Raw genomic sequence first — 23,641 nt, 5'->3', positions numbered from 1 at the left:
ATGGTCTTTTGGTTACCCGCAGGGCCGCGACCTGCCTCGATGCTCGGGGGGGGCGTACCGGAACCTGTTGTCCGACCTTTGGTGCGCAGCACCAAGGGGCTCGCCCTGACACACAGCAAAATACCTGTGGCCGCGTCCCTGCACACAGGCTATAAAAATTGAGAGAAAGACTGCATGCCGCTGAGCTGGAATGAGATACGAACACGAGCTGTTGCATTTTCAAAGGAATGGGAAGGGGAGGCCTCGGAGGACGCTGAAGCCAAGAGCTTCTGGGACGCCTTCTTCAATGTCTTCGGCATCACCCGGCGCCGCACCGCATCCTTCGAAACACCGGTCAAGAAGTCAGACGGGAAGGGCGGTTTCATCGACCTTCTGTGGAAGGGGGTGCTCCTGGTTGAGCACAAGTCACTGGGTAAAGACCTGGACCGTGCGTTCACCCAGGCCACGGACTACTTCAGCGGCTTGAAGGAGCGTGACCTCCCCCGCTACGTCTTGGTCTCAGACTTTGGCCGTTTCCGGCTGTATGACCTCGACGAAGGTCACGAACACGAATTCACCCTCAAGGAGCTGCACAAGAACGTACGGCTCTTCGGCTTCATCGCTGGCTATGAAACCCGCAGCTTCGGCGAGCAAGACCCGGTCAACATCAAGGCGGCCGAGAAGCTCGGTAAGCTACATGACCAGTTGAAGGCCATCGGTTACGAGGGGCACCCCCTCGAAGTCTTCCTTGTGCGCTTGCTGTTCTGTTTGTTCGCCGAGGACAACGCGATTTTCGAGCGGCAGCAGTTTAAGGAGTTGATAGAGCTTAGGTCCGCTGAAGACGGCTCCGACCTGGCGGCCCTGCTGGCCAATCTGTTCCAGGTCCTCAACACACCACAGGCCAAAAGGCTAAAGAATCTCGACGATCAACTGGCGGCCTTCGCATACATCAACGGCAAGCTGTTCGAGGAAGCGCTACCGCTGGCCTCGTTCGACTCGAAGATGCGCGAGACCTTGCTCGACTGCACGACGCTGAATTGGGCGCGGATTTCGCCGGCCATCTTTGGGGCGCTCTTCCAGTCCATCATGGACAAGAAGGCGCGGCGCAACCTCGGGGCCCACTACACCAGCGAAGGCAACATTCTCAAGGCTCTCCGGCCTCTGTTCCTTGACGAGCTGAAGGAAGAATTCGAGCGCGTTAAGCGCGACAAGAAGCGCTTGTTGGCCTTCCACGAGAAGCTGGGCAGCATCAGAATTTTTGACCCCGCCTGCGGATGCGGAAACTTCCTCGTCATCGCCTACCGCGAGCTCCGTCTTCTAGAGCTCGATGTCCTGCGCGAAACATTCAAGGCGTCTACCAGCAGCTTGCTCGACATTGGCCAAATCATGTTCGTGGACGTGGACCAGTTCTACGGCATCGAGATTGAGGAGTTCGCAGCACAGATTGCCCAGGTCGCCCTGTGGATGACCGACCACCAGATGAACCTGTGCGTCTCTGAAGAGTTCGGCCAGTACTTCGCCCGGTTACCGCTGAAAAAGGCACCGAGCATCGTTCACGGTAACGCCCTGGCCATCGACTGGCAGACAGTCGTTAAGCCCAAGGACCTCACCTACATCGTCGGCAATCCGCCCTTCATTGGGAAGAAGGAGCAGACCAGCCTTCAGAAGGCGGAAGTCTTGGCTACCTTTGGCAGCTTGAAAGGTGCCGGCATCCTTGACTACGTGTCCTGTTGGTACCGAAAAGCTGCGGAAATGATGGTTCAGAACGACCAGATTCTGGCCGCGTTAGTGTCTACAAATTCCATCACCCAGGGAGAACAAGTCGGAGTTTTATGGGGAGACCTTCTGAGGCGAGGTGTCACCATCAACTTTGCCCACCGCACGTTCGAGTGGTCAAGCGAAGCGAAGGGAAAAGCTGCGGTGCACTGCGTCATCATCGGCTTCGGGCGGCAATCAGTCCCGACGAAGCGGCTTTTTGAGTACGAAAAGCCAAACTCCGAGCCGGTTGAAATTACTGTGGCCAGGCTCAATCCGTACCTCGTGGATGCTGCCATTACGCTGCTGGAGAACCGTCGTGAACCGCTTTTCTCCTCACCCGAAGTGAACTATGGAAGTTTTGCCCTTGACGATGGGCACTTCACGCTGTTCGCTAACGACAAGGCCGCAATCCTTGCCGAGTCCCCTGGAGCCAAGAAATTCATTCGGGAGTTCATCGGAGGAAGAGAGTTCTTACACAGCGAGCCACGGTGGTGCTTGTGGCTGCAGGACGCTGCGCCAGGTGAGCTCCGTAGTCTTCCGCCGATTTATCGGCGCGTTGAAGCCGTTCGAAAATGGAGGAGTGGCAGCGATAGAGAGACAACGAAGAGCTTGGCGACAACCCCAACACTGTTTGCTGAGGTTCGGCAGCCCAGCAAACCCTACCTGGCCATGCCGACAGCATCGTCTGAAAAAAGGCTCTACATACCAATCGCCTTCTTACCTCCGAAGGTTGTAGCCTCAAATCAGCTTTACGTCATTCCAGAGGCCACGCCGTACCACTTCGGTGTTCTCACCTCTCTCATGCACATGGCTTGGGTGCGTACCGTCTGCGGGCGGATAAAGAGCGACTACCGATATTCGGCGGGCATCGTGTACAACAATTTTCCTTGGCCAGAGCCAACCGAAAAGCAGCGTACAGCCATCGAAGCTGCGGCACAGGTAGTCCTTGACACAAGGGCAAATTTTTCAAAAGCCACACTTGCGGAGATGTATGACCCGTTGGCAATGCCAGCCGAGCTCCTGAAGGCTCATCAGAAGCTAGACAAGGCTGTGGATGTTGCCTACGGGAGGACGGTCTTTAAGACGGAGGCTGAGCGCGTGGCCTTCCTGTTTGAGCGTTATGCGAAGCACAAGGCGGCACTCGACACGATGGCTCCCGCAAAGAAAGCAGGCAAAACCGATGCCTGACAGAAGGTCGTCGCACTAGTACTGATCCGAAACTAGCCTTTCGTGCTGAGTTAGAACGTATCGAAGAAGCCTGCTTTTACAGGGGGAAAGCGTTATAAACGCTTCCGCGAAAAATGCCGTTCAAAGCAAAGAGGAACAGGCGTGGCAAATCTAAATGGAATTTACACAGCGTACTATATAGCCGACCATTTTCATCGAAGTGGACTGGGAGGGGCGGTCACACCATGCCGCACCGCCACCGCATTGAGCGGCTAGCGCGGTTATTGGATGATTGGGGCGAAGATTCCCAGGGGAACGAGGGAGGGTCGGCATCAGTATGAGGCTGGGTCGAGGCTGTAGTCGTGAACGTCATACCTCTTGATTGAAGGATCTCGCGCGCCCTTCGAACCCTTTGCCGCAGAAGTTCAGCCTCGCGCTTGTGAAACCGTCCCAGTTGCCCAACCAGGTTGCCGGTCCTGTCAACGAACTTGTACAGCTCTGCGCCGGTTTCCCCTGAAGACACTCGCTGTTCCAGCACGTGGACTTGCGTCCGCACGGCTGCGCGGCGTTGTCCGTTCCAGGATGGTTTGGCATTCACCACCACCTTGGTCACGATCATCCGTTCCGAGCTAGTGAATACTTCGTGCTTCTTGCGCTTTGCGGATAACCCGTTCTTTCGCAACATGCCGTAGACATCGGCGATCACATGCTCGATTTCCTCGGTACTGAGCTTGCTTTTGCACGACATGGACATGTCGTCAACGTAGCGCGAGTAGGTAATTCCATGGGCGGCCAGCTTCGCTTGAAGCAACGGTTCTTCGCGCCAAAGCACAAGGTTCGCCAGGTAGCTGCTGGTGCTCGCGCCCTGAGGCAGTGAACCGGCCTTCGTGGTCAGCCGGGTCAACAGGTGTGCAACCTGATCCGAGAACCCGAAAAAGTGCCTCCAGATGTCAAAGACCTTTTCTGCGCTGACCGAGGGAAAGAACTTGGTGACATCTTCACAGATGAGAATCCTGGCACCCGAATGCAGTTGCGCGTTGGTGATGTAGTCCCGTCCCTTGACGCTCCCGGTCAAGTAGCGAGGAAATGCCACACGCGTCAGGATTGCGAGTTTGATACGGTTTTGAACTTCTTTAAGCCGTGGCCTGGCGGAGAAGACCTCGCGGGTGCTGCCGGGCTCTAACTGGACTCGGGTGTAGGAACGATCTGCAAGAGCTGCGATGGCCTTCAACTCTGCGCTGCTCACGCGCAGTGAATCAGCGAGATTCTCAAGACTCCAGATCGGCTTGTGCGGGTAACTTGGCTTGAGGAGGAACAGGCTCATTCAGTAGCTCCAAGGCGGTGTATGCCAACTGGCCAGCAAGATCTCGGTCCAGTCGCCCCAGCTCGCTACCTTCGGCCCCTAGGAAAAACAGTATCTCGACGGGCATCACCAGAGCTTTAGCTATGCGGCTCACCGTCGATAGTGGGGGGTCGCGCCGGTTTCGTTCGAGCATGGAGAGATAGGACGCAGAAATGCCCGCGCGCTCGGCCAATTCCGCTTGCGAGAGCTTTCGCTTCTTCCTCGCCAACTGGATTGCGTTGCCGATGTCCATTTATGCCTCAACCTAGAAAAACAAAGAATGGGCCTGGGGTGTTTGGCATCACATCAGCCTCCGATGTTCGTCATGATTTTGACAATCACCGCGATGATCTGAAGTGCGCGCTGCGCGAGCCTCATTGCCCGTTCAGCGCCATGGTCCGGTTCGAAACGCTCAAGCGCCTCGATTACCGCATCCAATTCAGCCTTAACACCTACGTCGAGTTGGCTATCGCAAGCACCACGGACCTTCTTCAGGACCGCGATGTGGTTCTCACAAGTTTGTTTGTCCATGTGGACTCTCCTTATACAGAGCGGAATTGCCCTGCGTCCCCATTCAAGGCAGCGCCGTAAAGGAGCCAACTCGACACCAAGCCCACCACAGTTGCCGCTGACTATCGAACGTCCCCACCTAGACCAATCGCACTGCGCTTTGAGCACCTAGCGCTGATCGCTGCGGGTCTGGGACCTTCGCTGTCCGCTCGCCGCCGTCTGACTGCGAGCTGCGTTCTTGCTTCATCAACTGCCTGACGAAGCGGCGCCATCACTGGCACCCAACCACTGAGCCTTCTACCTTCTGGGTTAGAGAAATCACAAACTTACTGAACCGCGCCGGGGCCATGTTTCCCCCCGCCGTTGATGCATTGAACCACATAATCCGGACTTTTCACCTCAAAACTTCACTGTCAGTGAATATTTAAGGAGTCAAAATGTAACATTTCGGTAGGGTCTGGATGTTGATTTCCACGCAGAAGTGACCCACTAACCCCCGGTGGGTCAGCTTTGCATGGAAATCAACAGGGCAAGTGAGCTGGAGCAGCCCCAGTATCCTCGCGCCTAAGCGGCCGACATTCGCCCGTCTATCGACGTCCGCGACGAGCAGGGATCTTTACTCGACGAACTTGGCTGACGCGCACTAACTCTGCTTTCGGAACTGCGGCCTCGTGTAGCAGTTGTGAATGCAGATCCTTCCTGAGGATCAGCGCTCGCAAGTAGAGTGCGTCGAAGAAGTTTGGACTTCCGCCGCGACTTTGTGCCGAGGCAAGCTGAGTCTCCAAATTTTCGAGCAATTCGGTCGGTGTCAGTACACCCTTGATACCCTTCAAAATTGCGTTGTGAAGGTGCCCCACTTCGCCCCTGGCGCGCTCGAGCACGTGAAGACGTTCGAGATGAAACTCGATAGAGCGCCGGGTCGATCTAGCCAAATTAAGTCGGGGCGTAATCGACACAAGTGACGGTGTACCTCCCGCATCGATTTCGATGTGCGCGATGAGAACTTGCTCGGCCAGGCAACGATCAAAATAAGGATGGAGAATCCGTTTCTCGCTTGTTCTAAATCGATACGGACGCTGCAACCGATCTATTGACTTTACTTGCCGCCGCCAGTTGCGCACGACCCTCCCGGTCGAAGGTGCGTAGTAGGCGAGTTTGTGCCCCTGGCAGCCACTACAGGCAGGCACCAGATTGGCGGAAAGAACTGAGAAATGGGGAAACGCTTCCTTGTTTCGTGGAAGGTAGTGATCTACGGTCATTGACCCCTTTATTCCGCAATAGGGACAGCATCCAACATAGCCCGGCTTGCGAGGCGCATTTTTGTAACGCAAGTAGTTGGCGTCTGAGTCGTAGAGCCGGTACATTGCCTGCGCAAACTCGAGTTCAGATGCCCTGAGGAGCATACGGCCGGGTTCAGCGTAGCTTTCGGAGTAGAGCGCAAACATCTTTGCGACTCTGGCAAACACTCGCTGGATGTCCTGCCACCCACTGCCTTGCTTGGAGATGTAGGTTTGAACTGCAGCCAAGTCTTCCTGTGCAGTTCGCGCCAGACCGAGATAGGTGGGCATCTCAGTTACCTGCCAGAGCTGCTTGTGCGTGCAGATAGCGCGCGCCGTCATTGCCCAAATCCACCACGAGATCATTTGTCACAATCTGGGCGCCCTCTGCCATTCTCTCGGCGATGACCGCGTCGATACGGCGCTCGTAAGCCTTCTTGATGCTTCCGTCCTGAAATACGTGGTCCACGATCATGGAGATGTCGCCACCTAGGGTTTGGAGAGAAGGGCGATACAGCTCCGGCAAATCTTCCATGTTTCGCTTCAAGATCAACACTGAACTGCGATCCACTTCTCTAACAACAAACGGTGAATGAGTGACGACCACAGCCCGCGATTCCGTTGCTACCAGCGTGCTGACAAGAGTCTTCACGAGCAGAGAAATGAAGGCCGGGTGCAGGTGATTTTCAGGCTCATCAATGAGAACGAGTGCTCCACCGCGGGTATGGAGGAACGTCGATAAGCAAAAGCTTAGAAGACTCTTTTCCCCCGAGCTCAGCGAGTAAGTGCCCTTCGTCGGCGCCTCCATGATCGGAGATTTCGTCAGATCTACCCCTGCCAGTAGATTAGCGCTCATTCGCTCGATGAACTCACGGAATTGAATTCTCTCGACGCCATCCACCTCGCGGGCTATGAGCGGCAGAAAGAGTTCGTCGGTGGGAATGAATTGGGCGAGTATTAGCTCGATTTGACGAAGATTGTCCTGCCCGTCGTCACTCGATGCAATTTGATGGATCAACGACGTGACGCGCCGCCAAGAAGCAGAGTCAATGCCCATTGACACCACTTCAATACCGTGGGTTCTCAATCGACTCCAGTGCGAGGGCTCGTAGGTAAATGCAACCACCTTAAGTGAATCTGGTTGCAATAACTCAGCGCCGACATCGTCGCGCATCGATAGCATTCGGCTTACAGCGGCTTGCGCGAGCCCGAGGAGTAGACGTGTTTTCCCTTGACCATTCGAGCCTATAACTACGTTGATTGGGTTCAGGGAATGGAGTGCTTCTCCAAAGTTCAATGAAACAGGCAGCTCGAGGCCTGCAGCCACCCGAACGTCCGCTTCAATAGATGCAGCATTCTTCAGCTGCGATCCACTCAACGCCAAGTTCAAGATAGAGCGAATGGATACGAAGGCGAATAGTTCTTCGTCGCCCTTAAGGAGGATCGAGCGAAATGTTGCGAACGCTCTGGCTCGGGTCAGGCTTTTAGAATTGGGATGGTAGGCGTTCAGCACGGCGATATCGTGCGCTTTCATTAGCAGGCGCTGTGCAGCTCCCGCTAATGCGGACGCTATCTTCCGGTAGGCGTCGCGATCTGATAGTGACAACACGAAGTCGCCGAGCTTCGCTACGAAATCGTCGGCGGCTTGCAGCTGGCTTTGGCCTGAGATCCACGCGACTAGTGAACTTGATTCAAGTTCTAGCGGGCCGTCGGGTCTCTGATCTTCTAGAACGAAGAACAACTTGCCACCTACTCGATCCAAAACTTCGCCAAAATGACCTACCGGAAATACCCACACATCAACCAAATAGCCTCCTTCGACGCGGCGGTCATTTCCACGGGGGACGATGACCAGACAGTCTTGGTACCGCCCTTCTGGCTCGATCAGACTTTGAGATCCGGCAAATAGGACCTCGTCTCGTGCGTACCCGTCGCTTCTCAATTCACACCTCTTTCTGTCGTCTCCGCACGCTAGGCGCGATGCTCTTGGATTGTGCTCGATAGCCGCGGCTTGTGAGCTGTAGTAGCGCTCCGAGACAAACGCTGAGTACCGGGAGTTGGCTGCCAGTCATTCGTGTTTCGAGTCAGGGTTTAGCAAAGCGGAAGGCTCTGTCACAAGGCGAAAAGGCTGCCCATTGGTCGCGCCCGGCCGCTCAGAACATCATTTCGGCCGGTGCGCAAGTTTGACTTGCCACTGTCGATTTTCTGCCGTCTCATGCTGGCTATCCTGAACTACAACGAGGTACACCCATGGCTGAGATCATCAAGGCAAGAACATTTTGCAATGACGAGGTGGCCTACCTAGCCTGGGAGACCGATGGCAAGATTGAGGGATGCTTGGGATTCATGGTCACCCGTATCTTTGTCGACACGGGTGAACGTCGTGTGCTACCAACCTGGGTCGCCTTTGAGTCCCAGTCCAATCCGGACTGGGAGGAACAAGACACCAGCGTCTGGCCCATTCAGAAATTCTCGTGGCGTGACCTCACCTTGCGCAAGAGCCGCAATACGCTGATGACCCGCAGTGGCCCACTGCGGGTCAAGTACGAGATCCAGCCCGTTGGACCTATGAAGGCTGGAATGAAGCCTGTGCCAGCAACAGATACCGCACAACCTGGAAAGTACAAGGGAAAAAAGATTTCTTTGGCGTTCTATGGCGAAGCGGTTGAAACCAATGAGATCGTGGCGTCCAATGATCTGGGCGAAATCAGTATCGGTTTCAACAACGGTATCCTGTCAACACAGAATCTGCGCAAGCAGCTGCGCACGCCCAAGGGAAAAATGCCCAGTGCTTCGGTGGTGCGCAAGCGCATCGAGACTGTCGGAGATCCTCTTCGCCGGTATCTGGCTGGAGACATCTTGCCGCTGCTGCGCGAGCTGTTCGAACGGGCAGAGGCTGAAGGCGGAACGATCTATGCCGCACTGTATGAGCTCAGCGATCCCGAATTGATTGACTTGCTGTTGCAACATTCAAAGCGATTGCATCTCATTCTTTCCACAGCAGGTAAGGACGAGAAAACCGGTGAGTGGGACGTGACCAACGCTGAAGCTCGCCAGCGGCTGCGCACTGCCATTGGAACGAAGAAGCTAAAGACGCGGAGCATGCAAGACCGGATGTTCAACACTTCTTCAGGCATCGGGCACAACAAGTTCGCCGTGTTGGTGGTCGACGATCAGCCTCAGGCCGTATGGACAGGAAGTACCAACTGGACGCCCACGGGCTTGTGCGCTCAGACAAACAATGCAGTCGTGTTTCGTTCCAGCGAAGTTGCGAGTCACTACCTGACCTATTGGAACCATCTATACAAGGACAAGCAGCCCGTGCCCGATCCCTTGTCCAAGGCGAACAACGCCAACCAGGGGGGCGATCTGCGAAAGGAAAACAGCACGCCTTCAGAAGCGGTTCTTGACCACGGAGCTACGCAGGTGCAGCTTTGGTTCTCGCCCAACACACCCACGCGGAAAACAGCGGCCACCCGCACTGTTCCTCCGGACTTGGAGATCTTGTTCGATCTCATGGCCAAAGCAAAGCACGCGATCTTCTTTCTTGTTTTCAATCCGGGGCGCACGGCAGAGGAGCAGGAGGACGCTAACACCGCCATCTCTGCGGCTTTGGCTTTCGGGCGCCACAAACCGGGGTTGTTCATCGCTGGAGTAATCAGTGATCCCACTGCCATGCCGGGTTACCAGCCGCGCGACCCTGAGGACCCGAAGGTGACGCTTCCCGCCATCTACACACCTGCCGGAGCGCCCAACGTGTTGATGGTACGCGCGGCTGCGCTGCGGGATCCCGTGGGAAATTTCGACAGAGAACTGTTGAAGATCGGCCACGCCATCGTGCACGACAAAGTGGTGGTGATCGATCCCATGTCAGAAGCAGACTGCGTGGTGGTGACTGGCAGCCACAACCTTGGATTTAAGGCTTCCTACGCCAATGACGAGAATATGGCAATCATTCGAGGCAATAGGGCCCTCGCCTGTGCCTACGCGGTGCATGTGTTGGACGTTCACGAGCACTACCGATTTCGTGCCGTCCAGGAGGAGATTCGACGTGCAGCCGAACTTGCAGGCAAGAATGTTGAGAAGGCTGTTGACAAGGGTTTTCTCAAAGAGAACGACACTTGGCAGGACAAGTATATGGCGCCAGGACCGTCAGATATCCGTACTTACCTTCTGGGTGAGCACTAGGTGCAACCGGTGGAGACAACGGCTCGATCGTTTCAGTGTCCAGCCCTGATGTGGGTCATTGAGGTCCGGCCAACTCCCTTCGAATCGTGATCCGCCACGGTCTGACGACGAGCATGATGCCTGATCTCACTGGTGAAAAGGATGCCCGATCTGCGCTGTACAAGAGACTTTTCAGTCAGTGAAAATGTCTAGATCGCCGGGAGAGATTGCTGTTTTAGTGCCTACTATGGGCGCTACGGGACACTACTGGGTAACAAGCTTACTGCCCTCGTTCTCCAGGTGTATCGAGAGGCCTCCGATCGCTCATTGTGGTGCCCCCGTGAGCCAATGGTCAAGCCAAGAATGTTGATTTCCACGCAGAAGTGACCCACTAACCCCCCGGGGGTTACTGCGTCACTTCTGCGTCGAAATTAATCGCTTTGCCCTATCCTGCGCAGCGCGTCGAGACATTGCACGCGAAACATAGGAAAAGTAAGAGTTCGGATCTGCGTGACCCATGCGCATGGCAATCACTGCCGATACGGAAGCAGCTGAGGTGTCCATTTTTTTCTCGACTCTATGCGCTATTTCTCGTTCAACTTCCTCAGTGCAGAACAGTCCACGGAACGCGTGAATTGACGTCCCCTTAGGCGCCCCCAGGGAGCTAAGAATCTCACTAAGCAACTGTGATATCGAGCGTGATTTCAGTGGGCCGAAAGTGCGGTCCGAAACGAAGATATGCTGATGACTCAGGGCGGCCATAGCGCCACGGGCCCTTGCGTACTCGTCCCGAATTCTGATCAGCGAGCACACTCTCAATGCTAACCAAACGGGGACGTCGAAAGAATTCTCGTAGGAAAACTTCTGCACTGATGGTGTGATGGACACCGTTGACTCCAATGTGTTCTCGATCAATCTTTCATCAAAGTCTGAGACTTTGAGCGAAGCAATCGAGCCCACTCGCAACCCTACTTCAACGGCAAGATCGACGATTAGCGCGTCCCTTAGATTTCGGTACTGACTCGACTCCCTTTTCATCAGGCACTCTACTACCATATCTACAAAATCCCTCGAAGGAACGAAACCCGTTTTCAGCCTTCCCCGACCTTCCGCATCGGGATAAAGCAAAGGCATGCTCAACCGCTCCCTTGAGGCGACTTTACGACTCTCGCGTAAGTAATTTTTCCGCCTGTTTCTACGCGTTGGTATTTCCTGATTGCCAAGCGTCCCCATTTCAACCGCACAATCTTTTGGTCCGACAACGTTCTCGGACACAAATCCTTCTCCTCGCAGCCACCAAAGCCAACGATAAACGGCAGCAAGTCGAGCATTCACAGTCGCTTTAGCCTTACGCTCCTTTTTTCGCGATCTGGAATTGAACGTTACCGATTTAAGCTCACGATCTCGAAAAGCTTTGACCCGTGAATTGGTCAGGCCGTGCAATGCCTCTCGCAGGGAGCATGGCCTTACTCCCCGCCTTGGTTCACTCAAAATGAAGTTAGCAAACCGAACGATGTGGTTAGTGGTCGTATCGACAGTCGTCCCTGATAGCCCCTCATGCACGAGGAGATGAAACGCGTAGTCCGTCGCTTCGGCAACAACTACTTCGAGTACCAAATCGTAAATAACTATCGGTGGTCCTGCCCCACCTTTAAATATCCGAGTCACGTTAACTTCCCTTGGCGGCGCGGCCTCAATGGCGAAACAGCTAGAGCTGTTTCTGATGCCGTAACGCTGCCCTTTAATAGCAACTGCCTGATTTCCCTTCTAAGAGACTCAGTTGTTTCCTCGCATTGACGGTGTAGTGCCGCGTAGCGATTATCAAAGCTCACTACCTTCTCTTCAAGCCGCTCAATGATTTTCTTCTGGGTATATATGTTTTCTTCGGCTATTTTGCGCAGTCGAATTTCTATCGTTAGTTGTCGCTTCAGCGCAGCTACCTTCTCAACCTTTTTATTCGATGGTTTGCCGGCTTCGCGACATTCGGAGACAAGCCTTACCACTCTCTCGACTGCCGCCGTTCGCTCAGAGTCCTTTCTTAGTGTTTCTGCGCTGTTGGATCGGAACGCAGGTACAAGGACTCGCAGCTTGGCAGGTAAATCAGCGCACTCAAATGCATTGAACTTTCGTTTGCTGTCAGGTAGTGAAAGTGCTAGTGCAAGAAAGTCTTCATCGGCGAGTTCACTCAAAACTTTCGACAAACTGCCAACGGCTAGCTTTTGAGCTGCTAAGTGATTTGAACGAGCGGCACAAAAATCTGTAAGGAATGATATTTTCAGATCAATGTTCTGCTTTGCTGCTTCTTCGTTTCCGAAGGCCACTAGCGGCTTATAGCCAGTCGCAGATTGCGAAGGCAGATTGCGTTTAATTGGCATGCTCCATCCTACGCCGATGCAAGACAACTACACGCTCCAAATTTTCTAAAACGGGTGTTAAACGAGCACGCGCTAATGCGCTAGATTCTGCATCGACTAAACGAGCACGAATCGACAAAGCATACCCTTCGAGCGAGCGAATGTGATCCGCAACAATATGGTGATATTGGCAACCAGCGCAGATGATCGGTCCAGCGTTTTCTCGACGTGTTCCCCTGCCTTCCTTGTTATTACAGTGCGCACGTTTAGCAAGCGCTTCACTTGGCGCGCAGCAGTTACCATGCCAATACGGACGAAACTGATGGCCTCTCGATTTCAGAAGATCTGCGACAACTGACCCTTGCTTGTCCGGCTCCATATTGCCATAATCTGTGCGTAAGGAAAAGCGCTGATGAAGTCGTCGGATGAGCTTTGGAAAAGCCCCACCTCCGACATTTTTTCCATCGACTAATTGACGAACCATCTCTTGGAGCCTCTCATCGCTTACCGAGCGTATCTCTCGTTCAATTCCTTGGACTTCATTTATAGATTCTTGTATTTGCTCAGGAGACATTCGAGCGAATTGGTTAACTTTAGGCCCTCCCCCTCCTTGCCTTGGATCTACTAAATAAGTGATGGTGTCAGTTGGATCCAAATGTCCGTACTTTTGGGTCAATGCCAATATTGGACCTTCGAACCGATAGATGAACAGCAATCCATATCCACGGCGAAACATATGGGAGGTAATTCGGTCGAACTCAGCAAATTCACCGAATGCCCTCTTGAAGAACCCTTCGGTAGTTCGACCGGTTCCGAATTCAAACCAAACTCGTGAATGAGCACGCTTTGTCCCGAACTGCAGGTTCGGCTGGCGAAAGAGCGCACGGTCAGAATCTGCTAGCACACGGTCTTCTCCGCCAACCGCCAATGCCAATCGCATGGTCAAGCTCTCGAGATGCTCAAGACAGTGAATTGCGTTCACCGTAGCCCGCCCAACATACATTGGTACATGCAGCTTGTGCGTCTTTTGCATATAAAAAGAGCACATATACAAATCAAGTGATTTATCCACCACTTCCAACGATGCTCGGGTAAGACCAATTTTCCTATGTTGGACCTCGTCCTTTCTGCGTGCATTCATAAGCCCGATTAGGGCGAAGCATCCCGAGTACAAGGTTTCCAGAGCGCCATCCAACGACTGTTCCTTAGGAGTAGCCTGTGTTGGCATAAGACCGGTGATATCCATCCCAAACGCGTCGCGCAACCTAAGCCTGTGAGCGGATGACTCTAGAGCTGCGAGCGCAGACTTGCGCGACACGCCCTGTCCATTCAAAGCATCCCCCTCCATTCGCACCACAACGTCTTCTAACAAAGCAAGAATATGGACGCTAGCTTCTTCGGAAAGACGCAGCCCTTCAGCCAATAGTTTAGCGACCTGGGTTGGTGTGATATTTGGTGTCCGTCCGGAATTCCCGCGCCCATACTCTTCAGCGGTTTTTACCGGGGACGGATAGGGCGCGTAGGTAATTAATTGGCCACTCCCCGCCTCAGCAAGAAGATTTATCCAAGCGAGTTGCTCACGCAAGGCGGAGACCAGCATTCCAGAGGTTGCTGCGGACCGTACCCTTCTTGAAGAGGGACTGCTCCCAGTCAGTGGCTGACCCATTGCTTCAGAAAGAACATCACGGACCGAATCTAATTCAGCCTGCATGATATTCGTACCTAAATCAATCTGCAGCCTCCCCCTTATCGAATACTCATCTGCCTTAGTCCTCCGTTGACCGATGTATTTCTCAGCTAAATTTTTTGGATCTCCTTCAATCAATTTACTCACACGCTCAGAAATATTTAGAGCCTTTGCCCATCCGCCTTCACCCAATAGCTTAGGTAGTGAGTCCGTCAATTCCGGCGACCAGTCTTGGAGGCTGTAGTAACCTCGAAGCCAAGCAAACTCGAAAGTCTTCGCCAGTACACGAAAAGCTTTCTTTACATTTATATGCGTCGATTTACTTGGTTCTTGTCTCTCCGCATATGTGCGAACCGCCAGAAAGGCAGCCATTACAAGATCACTGCGCTCGGCCAAGGAGATTACTCCATCAGCAAATGGAGCAGGGGGCAGGAAAAAATGCGAGGGATCAATTTCAATATAACCCGCCTCATCTTCTCTCGCCTCATATATTTTTGCCAATATTTTCCCACCCCTGTAGACAACGGGACTTTCAAGCGCAAAATCCACCATCTCCAGCTCTTTATCTGGCAAACTATGCCCTATTCGATTGAGCCTCATCTCAACGCCCTTCATAAACTTCTTTTCTAACTGCTTTCGCAATGTGTCTGTAAGCCCCATTTTCAATAATGCCAATCAGCGCCGTATTAACCAACATGGCAGGGATATGTATTTTCAAAAAATACTCTTTGTTAGAACTTAACAAGTCGCGCCAGCATTCGTCATAGAAGCGTTTAGTTCGGAACGCTTCTTCCATGCGGGTACGATCAATCAAGATACGGCGGTGCGAACACCCTTCACCGCGATGGCACCCCGCGCCTGAGCAGACACCGTGCTCAATAAACGCAGGCTCTGGAGGATTGAAGGGATCTGCACAACTCGTACCATCGCCGATGGCATACAGAAGGTCTGATTCGCTGTTCATTTCTTGCACTTGCCCCATTCGATAGCGAACGGATTTTTCCAACCGCCGCTCAAACTCAAGTGCATATGATGAATTTAGGCGCTGAAGTAACAACTGGTCCAGATATATAGCGGTGGTATTGATACTTGCATGACCCGCAACATGTCTCGCCGCCTCCAGCCCGCCGGCGACAATGCCGTGACTTGCAAGGACTTCTACTCTGAGTTGCTCTGACGAAAACTGTACTAAGCCGTGTCTCTTGCAAAACATTGATAGGAGAGTGCCCCATCCCACAAATGGATGACTCTTCCCGGTCCGTGCCCAGCGACTGTTGAGCCACAACCTCTTCTCGCTAGAAGATACCCAACCCAACACTTTCATAGCATTAAGTCGTGATAGCAAAATTTGAATGACTCGGATAGCTTCAGAATCTGATGCCAAAACCTCCACAAATGGAGTGTCTTCTGCTGTACGACTCTTATATCCTTGGATAAAGTATCCTCCATTATTATTCTTCTGAATACCATCTGCATCCATCTCAAGGACAGAATTAACATTCCATCCGGTATGAATCTGCAGAATAATTAGGCAGCCTAGCATACCTCTTTGATCGATAATTCTGTTTCCAACAAACTCTGCAAAAAGATCAATCCGACAGCCACGCAGGCATTTTTCTTTAATATATTCAATAATCTCAGGCGCTCTTAAACACCTGAATTGACTCAAGCCCTCAAGCTCCCCCCTTAGCGCATCCTGAGATATTTTCCAGTATGCAGCAGCCAAAACATTAATTGGAAGGGAATGAATCCATTCGGTAAATTTCTTCGCATTTGAAGGCTGTTTTCGATTTGCTAAACCTTCAAGAAGCCGCTCAACGATATCCATCGAAACCTCAGATGAACCGAACAATCGCTCATACCTGTGATAGATTTCTTCGATATCATTGATTTCGCGCATTGCAGCTATTTTTATTTCGCCCAACGTTCCTGAAATTTTCGCTGCAATTTTTTCACGCAATTCACTGGGTGAATTAAATGAAGTGGCGCCAATGGGGTACGGCACGTCACTCCCCGAAGACGCCCAGTCACTTATCATTTTCCGGCCTGGGGATCGCGAAACATGCGGAGTTCGATAGATAACCCTCAGGCGGGATACTCTCGGAACTTCATAATATTTCGCAAAATCAACCAGGAGTCGCCTCAAATGATAGGAAGTCTGAGATTTACCAGCTGCGGTTGAATTATCTAGAGTGGACACATATGCATCGATGCACCTGATTGCATCGACAAGACTTTCGACCGTAAGCTCCTCTGGCGAAATACTTGCGCAGCGCAACCACTCCGCGGAATTTGCTAGAGCGCACAAAACTTTCCGATACTTTGAGACTATCGAAATTTCTAACGGCTGAAGGCTTGACGCAGCAGCTGCCCGGCCTAATGCAGCGGCCACCCAAGAGTCCACAGGAACCTTGAAGTCCGCCACGTCAACCTCTTCAATCTTTTTGTAAACAGTCTGATGCAGCTTATGTTGAACGTGGAATCTAAAACGCACTACTCCTCCTGCGCCAGGTAGGTCTGGATGACAACTTCATTTGAAAATCTACCCTGTACATTTCCGTAAGGCTACATCGTCGAGTACCGTCAACCTCGCCCCCGCAGATTTGCCCAAGGATTCCGGCCGGTTTGACCTGCCCATAGCGCTGGGCATCCTGGCCGCCAGCGGGCAGGTGGACGGGGCGCGGCTGGCGGGCTACGAGTTTGCGGGCGAGCTGTCGCTGTCGGGCGAGCTGCGCCCCGTGCGCGGCGCACTGGCCACCAGCCTGGCGCTGCAGACGCAGCAGATCACCGCGCAGCTGGTGCTGCCCCCGGGCAGCGCCGAAGAGGCCGCACTGGTGCCCGCAGCGCAGGTGGTGCGGGCGCGGCACCTGCTGGACGTGGTGCGCGCCTTCCTGCCGCCGGGCAGCGTGGCGGCGGGCGATGCCGATGTGGCCAACGACGGCTGGACACGCCTGCAGGCCACCCCCATGGCCACCAGCACCGCAGGGCCGGACATGGCCGACGTAAAGGGGCAGTCCAGCGCCAAACGCGCGCTGGAGATCGCAGCCGCGGGCGGCCACAGCGTGCTGATGGCCGGGCCGCCAGGCTCGGGCAAGTCGATGCTGGCGCTGCGATTTGCCGGCCTGCTGCCCGCCATGACCGTGGACGAGGCGCTGGAGAGCGCCGCCATTGCCAGCCTGGCCGGGCGCTTTCATACCGACCGATGGGGGCAGCGGCCCACGGCAGCACCGCACCACACGGCGAGTGCGGTGGCGCTGGTGGGGGGCGGCTCGCCCCCGCGGCCGGGCGAAATATCGCTGGCGCACAACGGTGTCCTGTTTCTCGACGAAATGCCCGAATTCCCGCGCGCTGCGCTGGAAGCGCTGCGCGAGCCGCTGGAGACCGGCCACATCACCATCTCCCGGGCGGCGCAGCGTGCGGACTTCCCAGCCCGGTTCCAGATGATTGCGGCGATGAACCCGTGCCCGTGTGGCTACCTGGGCTCCACCCAGCGCGCCTGCCGCTGCACGCCCGATCAGATCAACCGCTACCAGTCCAAGCTCAGCGGGCCGCTGCTGGACCGCATTGACCTGCATGTGGAGGTGCCGGCCGTGCCCGCCGACCAGCTGGTGCAAGCCCCCGCCGGCGAGGCCACCGGGGCCATCCGCGAGCGCGTGGCGCGCGCACGGGCGGTGGCGCTGGCACGCCAGGGCACCACCAACCAGGCGCTGCAGGGGCAGGCCATCGACACCCACCTGCTGCTGGATGACGCGGCCGCCAAGTTCCTCAACACCGCCGCCGCGCGCCTGGGCTGGTCGGCACGCAGCACGCACCGCGCGCTGAAGGTGGCACGCACCATTGCCGACCTGGCGGGTGCCACCACCACGCAGGTGAGCCATGTGGCCGAGGCCGTGCAGTACCGCCGGGTGCTGCGCAGCCCCGTGTGATTCGAGGGCAACCACCAATATCAAATTGATAGCTGCCAGCGCATACTGGTCAAGCGCTGGAGGCCGATTTCCTTCAAATTTTTTATCCAACCCCTGGCGCCACGCCCTTTGTCGGCCTGCCCGGCACCGTGCCGTTGAGCCCATCCCGTCACAATTGCCCCATGCCCAGCGTTCGCTCCCACCCGAAAACCGTGCCGTCCACGGCCCCTGCTGAAACCCTGATGCCTGCCACCGCCGAGTCGGTGGACCAGGTGGACACCACCTTCTTGCGCACGCTGGTGGGCTACAACACGCGCCGCGCGGCGCTGGCCATCATCGAAGTGTTCATGGAACGCATGTCGGTGTACGACCTCAAGGTGGTGGATTTCTCGGTGCTGTCGCTGGTGGCGCACAACCCGGGCATCACCTCGCGCCAGCTGTGCGCCACGCTCAATGTGCTGCCGCCCAACATGGTGGGGCTGATCGCCGCGCTGGAGCGGCGCGGCCTGATCGAGCGCCGGCCGCACCCGAGCGACGGCCGTGCCATGGGCGTGCACCTCACCTCCGAAGGCACCGATCTGACGGCGCAAGCCGAAGCGACCGTGGCCCAACTGGAGCAGGACGCCAGCGGACGCCTCACCGCCACTGAGCGCAAGACGCTGATTCGTCTGCTGCAGAAGATCTACGACTGATCAGGCAGGGGTTTGCGGCATGGGGGCAGGCGCGGTGGCCGCTGCTGCCGCACCCTGCGGTTTGTCCAGCCCCAGCAACCGCACGGCGTTACCCTTCAGGATGCCCGGCATCACCTCGGGCTTGAAGCCCGCTTCCTGGAAGTCCTTCATCCAGCGCTCGGGGGTGATCAGCGGGTAGTCGCTGCCGAACAGGATGCGGTCTTTCAGCAGCGTGTTCGCGTACTGCACCAGCTGCTTCGGAAAATACTTGGGGCTCCAGCCCGACAGGTCGATCCACACATTGGGCTTGTGCGTGGCCACGCTCAATGCCTCGTCCTGCCACGGAAAGCTCGGGTGCGCCATCACGATCTGCATGTCGGGGAAGTCAATCGCCACATCGTCCAGGTGCATGGGATTGGAGTATTCCAACCGCAGGCCACCGCCGCAGCGCATGCCGCTGCCGATGCCGCTGTGCCCGGTGTGGAAGATGGCGGGCATGCCGTATTCGGCAATCACCTCGTAGATGGGCCAGGCCATCTTGTCGTAGGGGTGGTAGGCCTGCACCGTGGGGTGGAACTTGAAGCCCTTGATACCGAACTCCTCGATCAGGCGGCGTGCCTCGCGCGCGCCCATCTTGCCCTTGTGGGGGTCAATGCTGGCGAAGGCCGTCATCATGTCGCTGTTGGCCTTGGCCGCTTCGGCGATCTCTTCGTTGGGGATGCGGCGGCGGCCCATCTTGGACTCCGCGTCCACGGTGAACATCACCAGGCCAATCTTCTGCTCGCGGTAGTACGCCACCGTTTCGGCAATGGTGGGGCGACGGCCGTTCTTGAAGTACTTGTCGGCGGCGCGGTCGTATTCCTCGCCGTAGTTGTCGAACGGGTTCCAGCAGCTCACTTCGGCGTGGGTGTGGATGTCGATCGCAATCAGGTTTGCGTGGTCCATGCGTGTCTCCTGGGTTGGCACCCTGTTTTGTTGGTCCATGCCGCCAGCATGCGCCACGGGACGTGACGCAGATCAAGGGTAAACACCAATAAAAAACGGGCTTTGCTTGCTTGAATTGGTTATGAACTATAACCACAATTCAACCAACACGAAAGCCTCTATGACCCATCCAGACATCCATTTCGAACTCACCGGCGACCAGCAGGAAGTGGCCGTGATCCGCCTGACCCGTGCGGCCAAGCGCAACGCGCTGAACGACGGCCTGATCCTCGCGCTGCGCGACCTGTTCGAGAAAATGCCCAGCACCGTGCGCGCCGCTGTCATCGATGGCGACGGCCCCCATTTCTGCGCCGGGCTGGACCTGTCGGAGCTGAAAGAACGCGACGCCGGCCAGGGCCTGCACCACTCGCGCATGTGGCATGCCGCATTGGAGCGTGTGCAGTACGGCCCCGTGCCGGTCATCGCAGCGCTGCACGGCGCCGTGGTGGGCGGCGGGCTGGAGCTGGCCAGTGCCTGCCACATCCGCGTGGCCGACGAATCCACCTTCTACGCGCTGCCCGAAGGCTCGCGTGGCATCTTTGTGGGCGGTGGTGGTGCGGTGCGCATCCCCAAGCTGATTGGCGCCGCGCGCATGACGGACATGATGCTGACCGGCCGCGTCTACAACGCGCAGGACGGTGAAAAGGTCGGCTTTGCGCAGTACCTCGTGCCCGAAGGCAAGGCGTTCGAGAAGGCCCTGGAGCTGGCCAAACGTGTGGCAGAAAACGCCCCGCTGACCAACTACGCGCTGATGCACGCCCTGCCCCGCATTGCCGAGCAGCCCGCCGACCAGGGCTTCTTCACCGAAGCCATGATGGCCGCCATTGCGCAGAGTGCGCCCGAGGCCAAGGCGCGCCTGGCCGATTTCCTCGAAGGCCGCGCCGCCAAGGTCCGCAAGCAGGACTGAGTGACGAGGTATCCCTTGCGTTCAACACCTCAACCCGTTCACGCTGAGCCTGCCCTAGCGCGGCACCAGGCTTCGACAAGCTCAGCCCGAACGGCCTGTAGGGATTCGACGCGGGTCCATACGAACCGCCTGCAGCCCTCTGCCCCAACCACCCCGGATTCCCCATGAGCGCACTGCCCCACACGCCCCCTTCGTCCACCCTGCCCCGCTACCGCCCGGTGACCTTCGGCGTCACCCGCGTCAGCCTGCGCGACGGCGCAGCGGGCGTGCGCTACCTGCAGGCCGACCTGCCCCTGGGCGCCTACGCACGGCGTGTGACCGACTACCTGGTGCACTGGGCCGAGGCCACGCCGGACCGCAGCTTTCTGGCGCGGCGCGAGCAGCTCGGTGGCGGCGAGACCGGTGACTGGCAGCACGTGACCTACGCCCAGGCGCTCGACGCCGCGCGCAGCATTGGCCAGGCGCTGCTGGACCGCGGCCTGAGCGCAGAGCGCCCGGTGGTGGTGCTGAGTGAAAACACGATCGAACACGCGCTGCTGGCGCTGGGCTGCATCTACGCCGGTGTGCCCTACTGCCCCGTGTCGCCCGCCTACGCCACCGTGAGCCAGGACTACGACAAGCTGCGCCACGTCATCGACACGCTCACGCCCGGCCTGGTGTTTGCGGCCGACGGCGCGCGCTACGGCCGCGCCATCACCGCCACGGTGGCCGCCGATGTGGAAGTGATCCTGGCCCAGGGCGCCATCGCGGGCCGCACCACCGGCACGTTCAGCAGCCTTAAGGCCACCGCCCCCACCCCGGCGGTGGACGCAGCCATGCACACCACCGGCCCCGGCACCATCGTGAAGTTCCTGTTCACCAGCGGCTCCACCAAGATGCCCAAGCCGGTCATCAACACCCAGCGCATGTGGTGTGCCAACCTGCAGCAGATCACGCTGTCGCTGCCGGTGCTGGCCGAGGCCCCGCCCGTGCTGGTGGACTGGCTGCCGTGGAACCACACCTTCGGCAGCAACCACAACTTCGGCCTCACGCTGATGCATGGCGGCACGCTGTACATCGACGACGGCAAGCCGACGGCCGCACTGATTGGCGAAACGCTGCGCAACCTGCGCGAGATCGCCCCCACGGTGTACTTCAACGTGCCCACGGGCTTTGAAATGATTGCCGAGGCCATGAAGACCGACGCCCAGCTGCGCACCAACCTGCTGTCGCGCGTGCGCCTGTTCTTCTACTCCGGCGCCGGCCTGGCCCAGCCCGTGTGGGACAGCCTGCACGCCACGCAAGAGGCCGCCATTGGCGAGCGCATCGTGATGTGCACGGGCCTGGGCATGACGGAATCCGCCCCCTCGGCCATGTTCTGCAACAGCCCCGACGTGCGCTCCGGCCACATCGGCGCGCCCGTGCCCGGCATGGTGCTCAAGCTGGTGGAGGTGGATGGCAAGACCGAGGTGCGCTACCGCGGCCCCAACGTGACGCCCGGCTACTGGCGCTCCGACGCTGCCACGCGCGATGCGTTTGACGACGAAGGCTACCTGTGCACCGGCGACGCCGTGAAGTGGATCGACGAGAACAACATCCACCGGGGACTGGCGTTTGACGGCCGCATTGCCGAAGACTTCAAGCTCTCCACCGGCACCTTCGTGAGCGTGGGCCCCATGCGCGCCAAGATCATCGTGGCGGGCGCGCCCTACATCCAGGACGTGGTGCTGACCGGCCTGAACATGAAGGAAGTGGGCGCCCTGCTGTTCCCCTCCCCCGCCTGCCGCGCCGTGGCGGAGGCTGCAGGCCTCGGCCCCGACGCGCCCCTGGCCGACGTGGTGGCCCACCCCGCCGTGCGCCAGCGCATCGAGGCGGTGCTGGACCAGATGGCCCGCGAATCCACCGGCAGCGCCAGCCGCGTGGCGCGCGCGCTGCTGATGGCCGAGCCGCCCTCCATCGACAAGGGCGAGATCACCGACAAGGGCTCCGTCAACCAGCGCGCCGTGCTCAAGCACCGCGATGCGCTGGTGCAGGCCCTGCACGACGACACCGCCCCCCACATCCTCAAACCCGGCGCCTGAGCGCCACCACCAGGATTCCACCATGCAGATTCAAGGACAAGCCGCCCTCGTGACGGGTGGCGCATCGGGCCTCGGCGAGGCCACCGCACGCGAACTGGCCTGCCGGGGCGCCAATGTGGCCGTGCTCGACCGCAATGCCGAGCTGGCTGAAAAAGTGGCGACAGCCATCAACACCGAATTCGGCGCAGGCAGCGCCGTGGCCTGCGCCTGCGACATCACCGATGCGGCCAGCGTGACCGCCGCCATCGACCGGGCAGCCGCCGCCCACGGCCCCGCCCGCATCCTGATGAACGTGGCCGGCATCGGCAGCGCCAAGCGCGTGGTGCAGCGCGACGGCAGCGCTGCGCCGCTGGAAGACTTTGTGCGCGTGGTCAACATCAACCTCATCGGCAGCTACAACGTTAGCCGTTTGTTTGCTGCAGCGTGCGCCAAGCTGCCCGTGCTGGACAACGGCGAACGCGGCGTGATGATGTTCACCGCCTCGGTTGCGGCCTTTGACGGCCAGGTGGGCCAGCAGGCCTACAGCGCATCCAAAGCGGGCCTGGCCGGCATGACGCTGCCCATGGCGCGCGACCTGGCGCAGCACGCCATTCGCGTGTGCACCGTGGCACCCGGCCTGTTTGCCACGCCGCTGATGAAAGAGCTGCCCGAAGCCGTGCAGCAGTCGCTGGCGGCCAGCATCCCTTTTCCGCCACGCCTGGGCAAGCCCGAAGAGTTTGCCGAGCTGGCCTGCCACATCGTCACCAACGGGCACTTGAACGGCGAAGTCATCCGCCTGGACGGCGCCCTGCGCATGGCGCCGCGCTGACCGATCCCGCCTTTTCCGTTTTTCCCTTTCCCCGCCATCGCGCATCAAAAAACCACCAGGAGACA

General features: G+C 57.2%; 17 protein-coding genes. 7 read left to right on the top strand and 10 right to left on the bottom strand.

Annotated elements, in window-relative coordinates:
- Window positions 1-174: 174 nt before the first annotated feature.
- Complete coding sequence (locus AAFF19_RS02355; RefSeq protein WP_342721208.1) at window positions 175-2,925, top strand: DNA methyltransferase; 2,751 nt, start codon at window positions 175-177, stop codon at window positions 2,923-2,925.
- A 217-nt stretch (window positions 2,926-3,142) separates the two neighbouring features.
- Here the strand turns inward: AAFF19_RS02355 and AAFF19_RS02350 are convergent, their stop codons facing one another.
- The 5 genes from AAFF19_RS02350 to AAFF19_RS02330 all read right to left on the bottom strand — a co-directional run bounded on the left by AAFF19_RS02350 (window position 3,143) and on the right by AAFF19_RS02330 (window position 7,831).
- Window positions 3,143-4,228 carry a reverse transcriptase family protein gene (locus tag AAFF19_RS02350; protein ID WP_342721207.1) on the bottom strand — a complete coding sequence of 362 codons (1,086 nt, stop codon included), beginning with the start codon at window positions 4,226-4,228 and terminating at the stop codon, window positions 3,143-3,145.
- Window positions 4,173-4,499 (bottom strand): helix-turn-helix transcriptional regulator, encoded by a 327-nt coding sequence (locus AAFF19_RS02345; RefSeq protein WP_342721206.1) that lies wholly within the window; start codon window positions 4,497-4,499, stop codon window positions 4,173-4,175. The genes AAFF19_RS02350 and AAFF19_RS02345 overlap by 56 nt, the downstream gene beginning before the upstream one ends.
- A 53-nt stretch (window positions 4,500-4,552) precedes the next feature.
- Window positions 4,553-4,777: a hypothetical protein gene (locus AAFF19_RS02340; protein WP_342721205.1), complete on the bottom strand. Its 225-nt coding sequence runs from the start codon at window positions 4,775-4,777 to the stop codon at window positions 4,553-4,555.
- Between the two features lie 566 nt (window positions 4,778-5,343).
- The gene (locus AAFF19_RS02335; protein ID WP_342721204.1) at window positions 5,344-6,324 is read right to left on the bottom strand and encodes a hypothetical protein; all 981 of its coding nucleotides are present in this window, start codon (window positions 6,322-6,324) and stop codon (window positions 5,344-5,346) included.
- A gap of 1 nt (window position 6,325) precedes the next feature.
- Window positions 6,326-7,831, bottom strand: a complete 1,506-nt coding sequence (locus AAFF19_RS02330) for an AAA family ATPase (RefSeq protein WP_342721816.1) — start codon at window positions 7,829-7,831, stop codon at window positions 6,326-6,328.
- Window positions 7,832-8,283: 452 nt separating this feature from the next.
- Between AAFF19_RS02330 and AAFF19_RS02325 the strand changes: the two genes are divergently transcribed.
- Window positions 8,284-10,221: a phospholipase D-like domain-containing protein gene (locus tag AAFF19_RS02325; protein ID WP_342721203.1), complete on the top strand. Its 1,938-nt coding sequence runs from the start codon at window positions 8,284-8,286 to the stop codon at window positions 10,219-10,221.
- Between the two features lie 393 nt (window positions 10,222-10,614).
- Here the strand turns inward: AAFF19_RS02325 and AAFF19_RS02320 are convergent, their stop codons facing one another.
- The 4 genes from AAFF19_RS02320 to AAFF19_RS02305 form a co-directional block, all read right to left on the bottom strand.
- Entirely contained in the window at window positions 10,615-11,475 is an 861-nt protein-coding gene (locus AAFF19_RS02320; RefSeq protein ID WP_342721202.1) for a site-specific integrase, read from the bottom strand.
- A 389-nt stretch (window positions 11,476-11,864) separates the two neighbouring features.
- Window positions 11,865-12,575: a hypothetical protein gene (locus AAFF19_RS02315; RefSeq protein ID WP_342721201.1), complete on the bottom strand. Its 711-nt coding sequence runs from the start codon at window positions 12,573-12,575 to the stop codon at window positions 11,865-11,867.
- Complete coding sequence (locus AAFF19_RS02310; RefSeq protein ID WP_342721200.1) at window positions 12,565-14,916, bottom strand: hypothetical protein; 2,352 nt, start codon at window positions 14,914-14,916, stop codon at window positions 12,565-12,567. Before AAFF19_RS02310 ends, AAFF19_RS02315 begins: the two co-directional genes overlap by 11 nt.
- Complete coding sequence (locus AAFF19_RS02305) at window positions 14,843-16,735, bottom strand: hypothetical protein (RefSeq protein ID WP_342721199.1); 1,893 nt, start codon at window positions 16,733-16,735, stop codon at window positions 14,843-14,845. The genes AAFF19_RS02310 and AAFF19_RS02305 overlap by 74 nt, the downstream gene beginning before the upstream one ends.
- Before the next feature lie 40 nt (window positions 16,736-16,775).
- Here AAFF19_RS02305 and AAFF19_RS02300 point away from each other — a divergent pair, with 40 nt between their 5' ends.
- The gene (locus AAFF19_RS02300) at window positions 16,776-18,167 is read left to right on the top strand and encodes a YifB family Mg chelatase-like AAA ATPase (protein ID WP_342721198.1); all 1,392 of its coding nucleotides are present in this window, start codon (window positions 16,776-16,778) and stop codon (window positions 18,165-18,167) included.
- Between the two features lie 161 nt (window positions 18,168-18,328).
- The gene (locus AAFF19_RS02295; protein ID WP_342721197.1) at window positions 18,329-18,838 is read left to right on the top strand and encodes a MarR family transcriptional regulator; all 510 of its coding nucleotides are present in this window, start codon (window positions 18,329-18,331) and stop codon (window positions 18,836-18,838) included.
- Here AAFF19_RS02295 and AAFF19_RS02290 read toward each other — a convergent pair whose 3' ends face one another.
- Window positions 18,839-19,762 carry an amidohydrolase family protein gene (locus AAFF19_RS02290; protein ID WP_342721196.1) on the bottom strand — a complete coding sequence of 308 codons (924 nt, stop codon included), beginning with the start codon at window positions 19,760-19,762 and terminating at the stop codon, window positions 18,839-18,841.
- 160 nt (window positions 19,763-19,922) lie between these two features.
- Here AAFF19_RS02290 and AAFF19_RS02285 point away from each other — a divergent pair, with 160 nt between their 5' ends.
- The 3 genes from AAFF19_RS02285 to AAFF19_RS02275 all read left to right on the top strand — a co-directional run bounded on the left by AAFF19_RS02285 (window position 19,923) and on the right by AAFF19_RS02275 (window position 23,576).
- Window positions 19,923-20,708, top strand: coding sequence for a crotonase/enoyl-CoA hydratase family protein (locus AAFF19_RS02285; protein WP_342721195.1), 786 nt, complete (start codon window positions 19,923-19,925; stop codon window positions 20,706-20,708).
- Between the two features lie 164 nt (window positions 20,709-20,872).
- A complete protein-coding gene (locus AAFF19_RS02280) occupies window positions 20,873-22,768 on the top strand; it encodes a feruloyl-CoA synthase (RefSeq protein ID WP_342721194.1) in 1,896 nt (631 codons plus the stop codon).
- A 22-nt stretch (window positions 22,769-22,790) separates the two neighbouring features.
- A complete protein-coding gene (locus AAFF19_RS02275; protein WP_342721193.1) occupies window positions 22,791-23,576 on the top strand; it encodes an SDR family NAD(P)-dependent oxidoreductase in 786 nt (261 codons plus the stop codon).
- Window positions 23,577-23,641: the final 65 nt, after the last annotated feature.

Source organism: Acidovorax sp. FHTAMBA (assembly GCF_038958875.1).
Taxonomy (GTDB): domain Bacteria; phylum Pseudomonadota; class Gammaproteobacteria; order Burkholderiales; family Burkholderiaceae_C; genus Acidovorax.
The sequence above is the reverse complement of the archived record's forward strand: the minus strand, read 5'-3'. Positions and strand labels throughout refer to the sequence as shown.

Excerpts from the sequence above, each read along its gene's own strand:
- AAFF19_RS02355 (WP_342721208.1), top strand. The coding sequence starts at position 175 with ATGCCGCTGAGCTGGAATGAGATACGAACACGAGCTGTTGCATTTTCA.
- AAFF19_RS02350 (WP_342721207.1), bottom strand. The coding sequence starts at position 4,228 with ATGAGCCTGTTCCTCCTCAAGCCAAGTTACCCGCACAAGCCGATCTGG.
- AAFF19_RS02345 (WP_342721206.1), bottom strand. The coding sequence starts at position 4,499 with ATGGACATCGGCAACGCAATCCAGTTGGCGAGGAAGAAGCGAAAGCTC.
- AAFF19_RS02340 (WP_342721205.1), bottom strand. The coding sequence starts at position 4,777 with ATGGACAAACAAACTTGTGAGAACCACATCGCGGTCCTGAAGAAGGTC.
- AAFF19_RS02335 (WP_342721204.1), bottom strand. The coding sequence starts at position 6,324 with ATGCCCACCTATCTCGGTCTGGCGCGAACTGCACAGGAAGACTTGGCT.
- AAFF19_RS02325 (WP_342721203.1), top strand. The coding sequence starts at position 8,284 with ATGGCTGAGATCATCAAGGCAAGAACATTTTGCAATGACGAGGTGGCC.
- AAFF19_RS02315 (WP_342721201.1), bottom strand. The coding sequence starts at position 12,575 with ATGCCAATTAAACGCAATCTGCCTTCGCAATCTGCGACTGGCTATAAG.
- AAFF19_RS02295 (WP_342721197.1), top strand. The coding sequence starts at position 18,329 with ATGCCCAGCGTTCGCTCCCACCCGAAAACCGTGCCGTCCACGGCCCCT.
- AAFF19_RS02290 (WP_342721196.1), bottom strand. The coding sequence starts at position 19,762 with ATGGACCACGCAAACCTGATTGCGATCGACATCCACACCCACGCCGAA.
- AAFF19_RS02285 (WP_342721195.1), top strand. The coding sequence starts at position 19,923 with ATGACCCATCCAGACATCCATTTCGAACTCACCGGCGACCAGCAGGAA.
- AAFF19_RS02280 (WP_342721194.1), top strand. The coding sequence starts at position 20,873 with ATGAGCGCACTGCCCCACACGCCCCCTTCGTCCACCCTGCCCCGCTAC.
- AAFF19_RS02275 (WP_342721193.1), top strand. The coding sequence starts at position 22,791 with ATGCAGATTCAAGGACAAGCCGCCCTCGTGACGGGTGGCGCATCGGGC.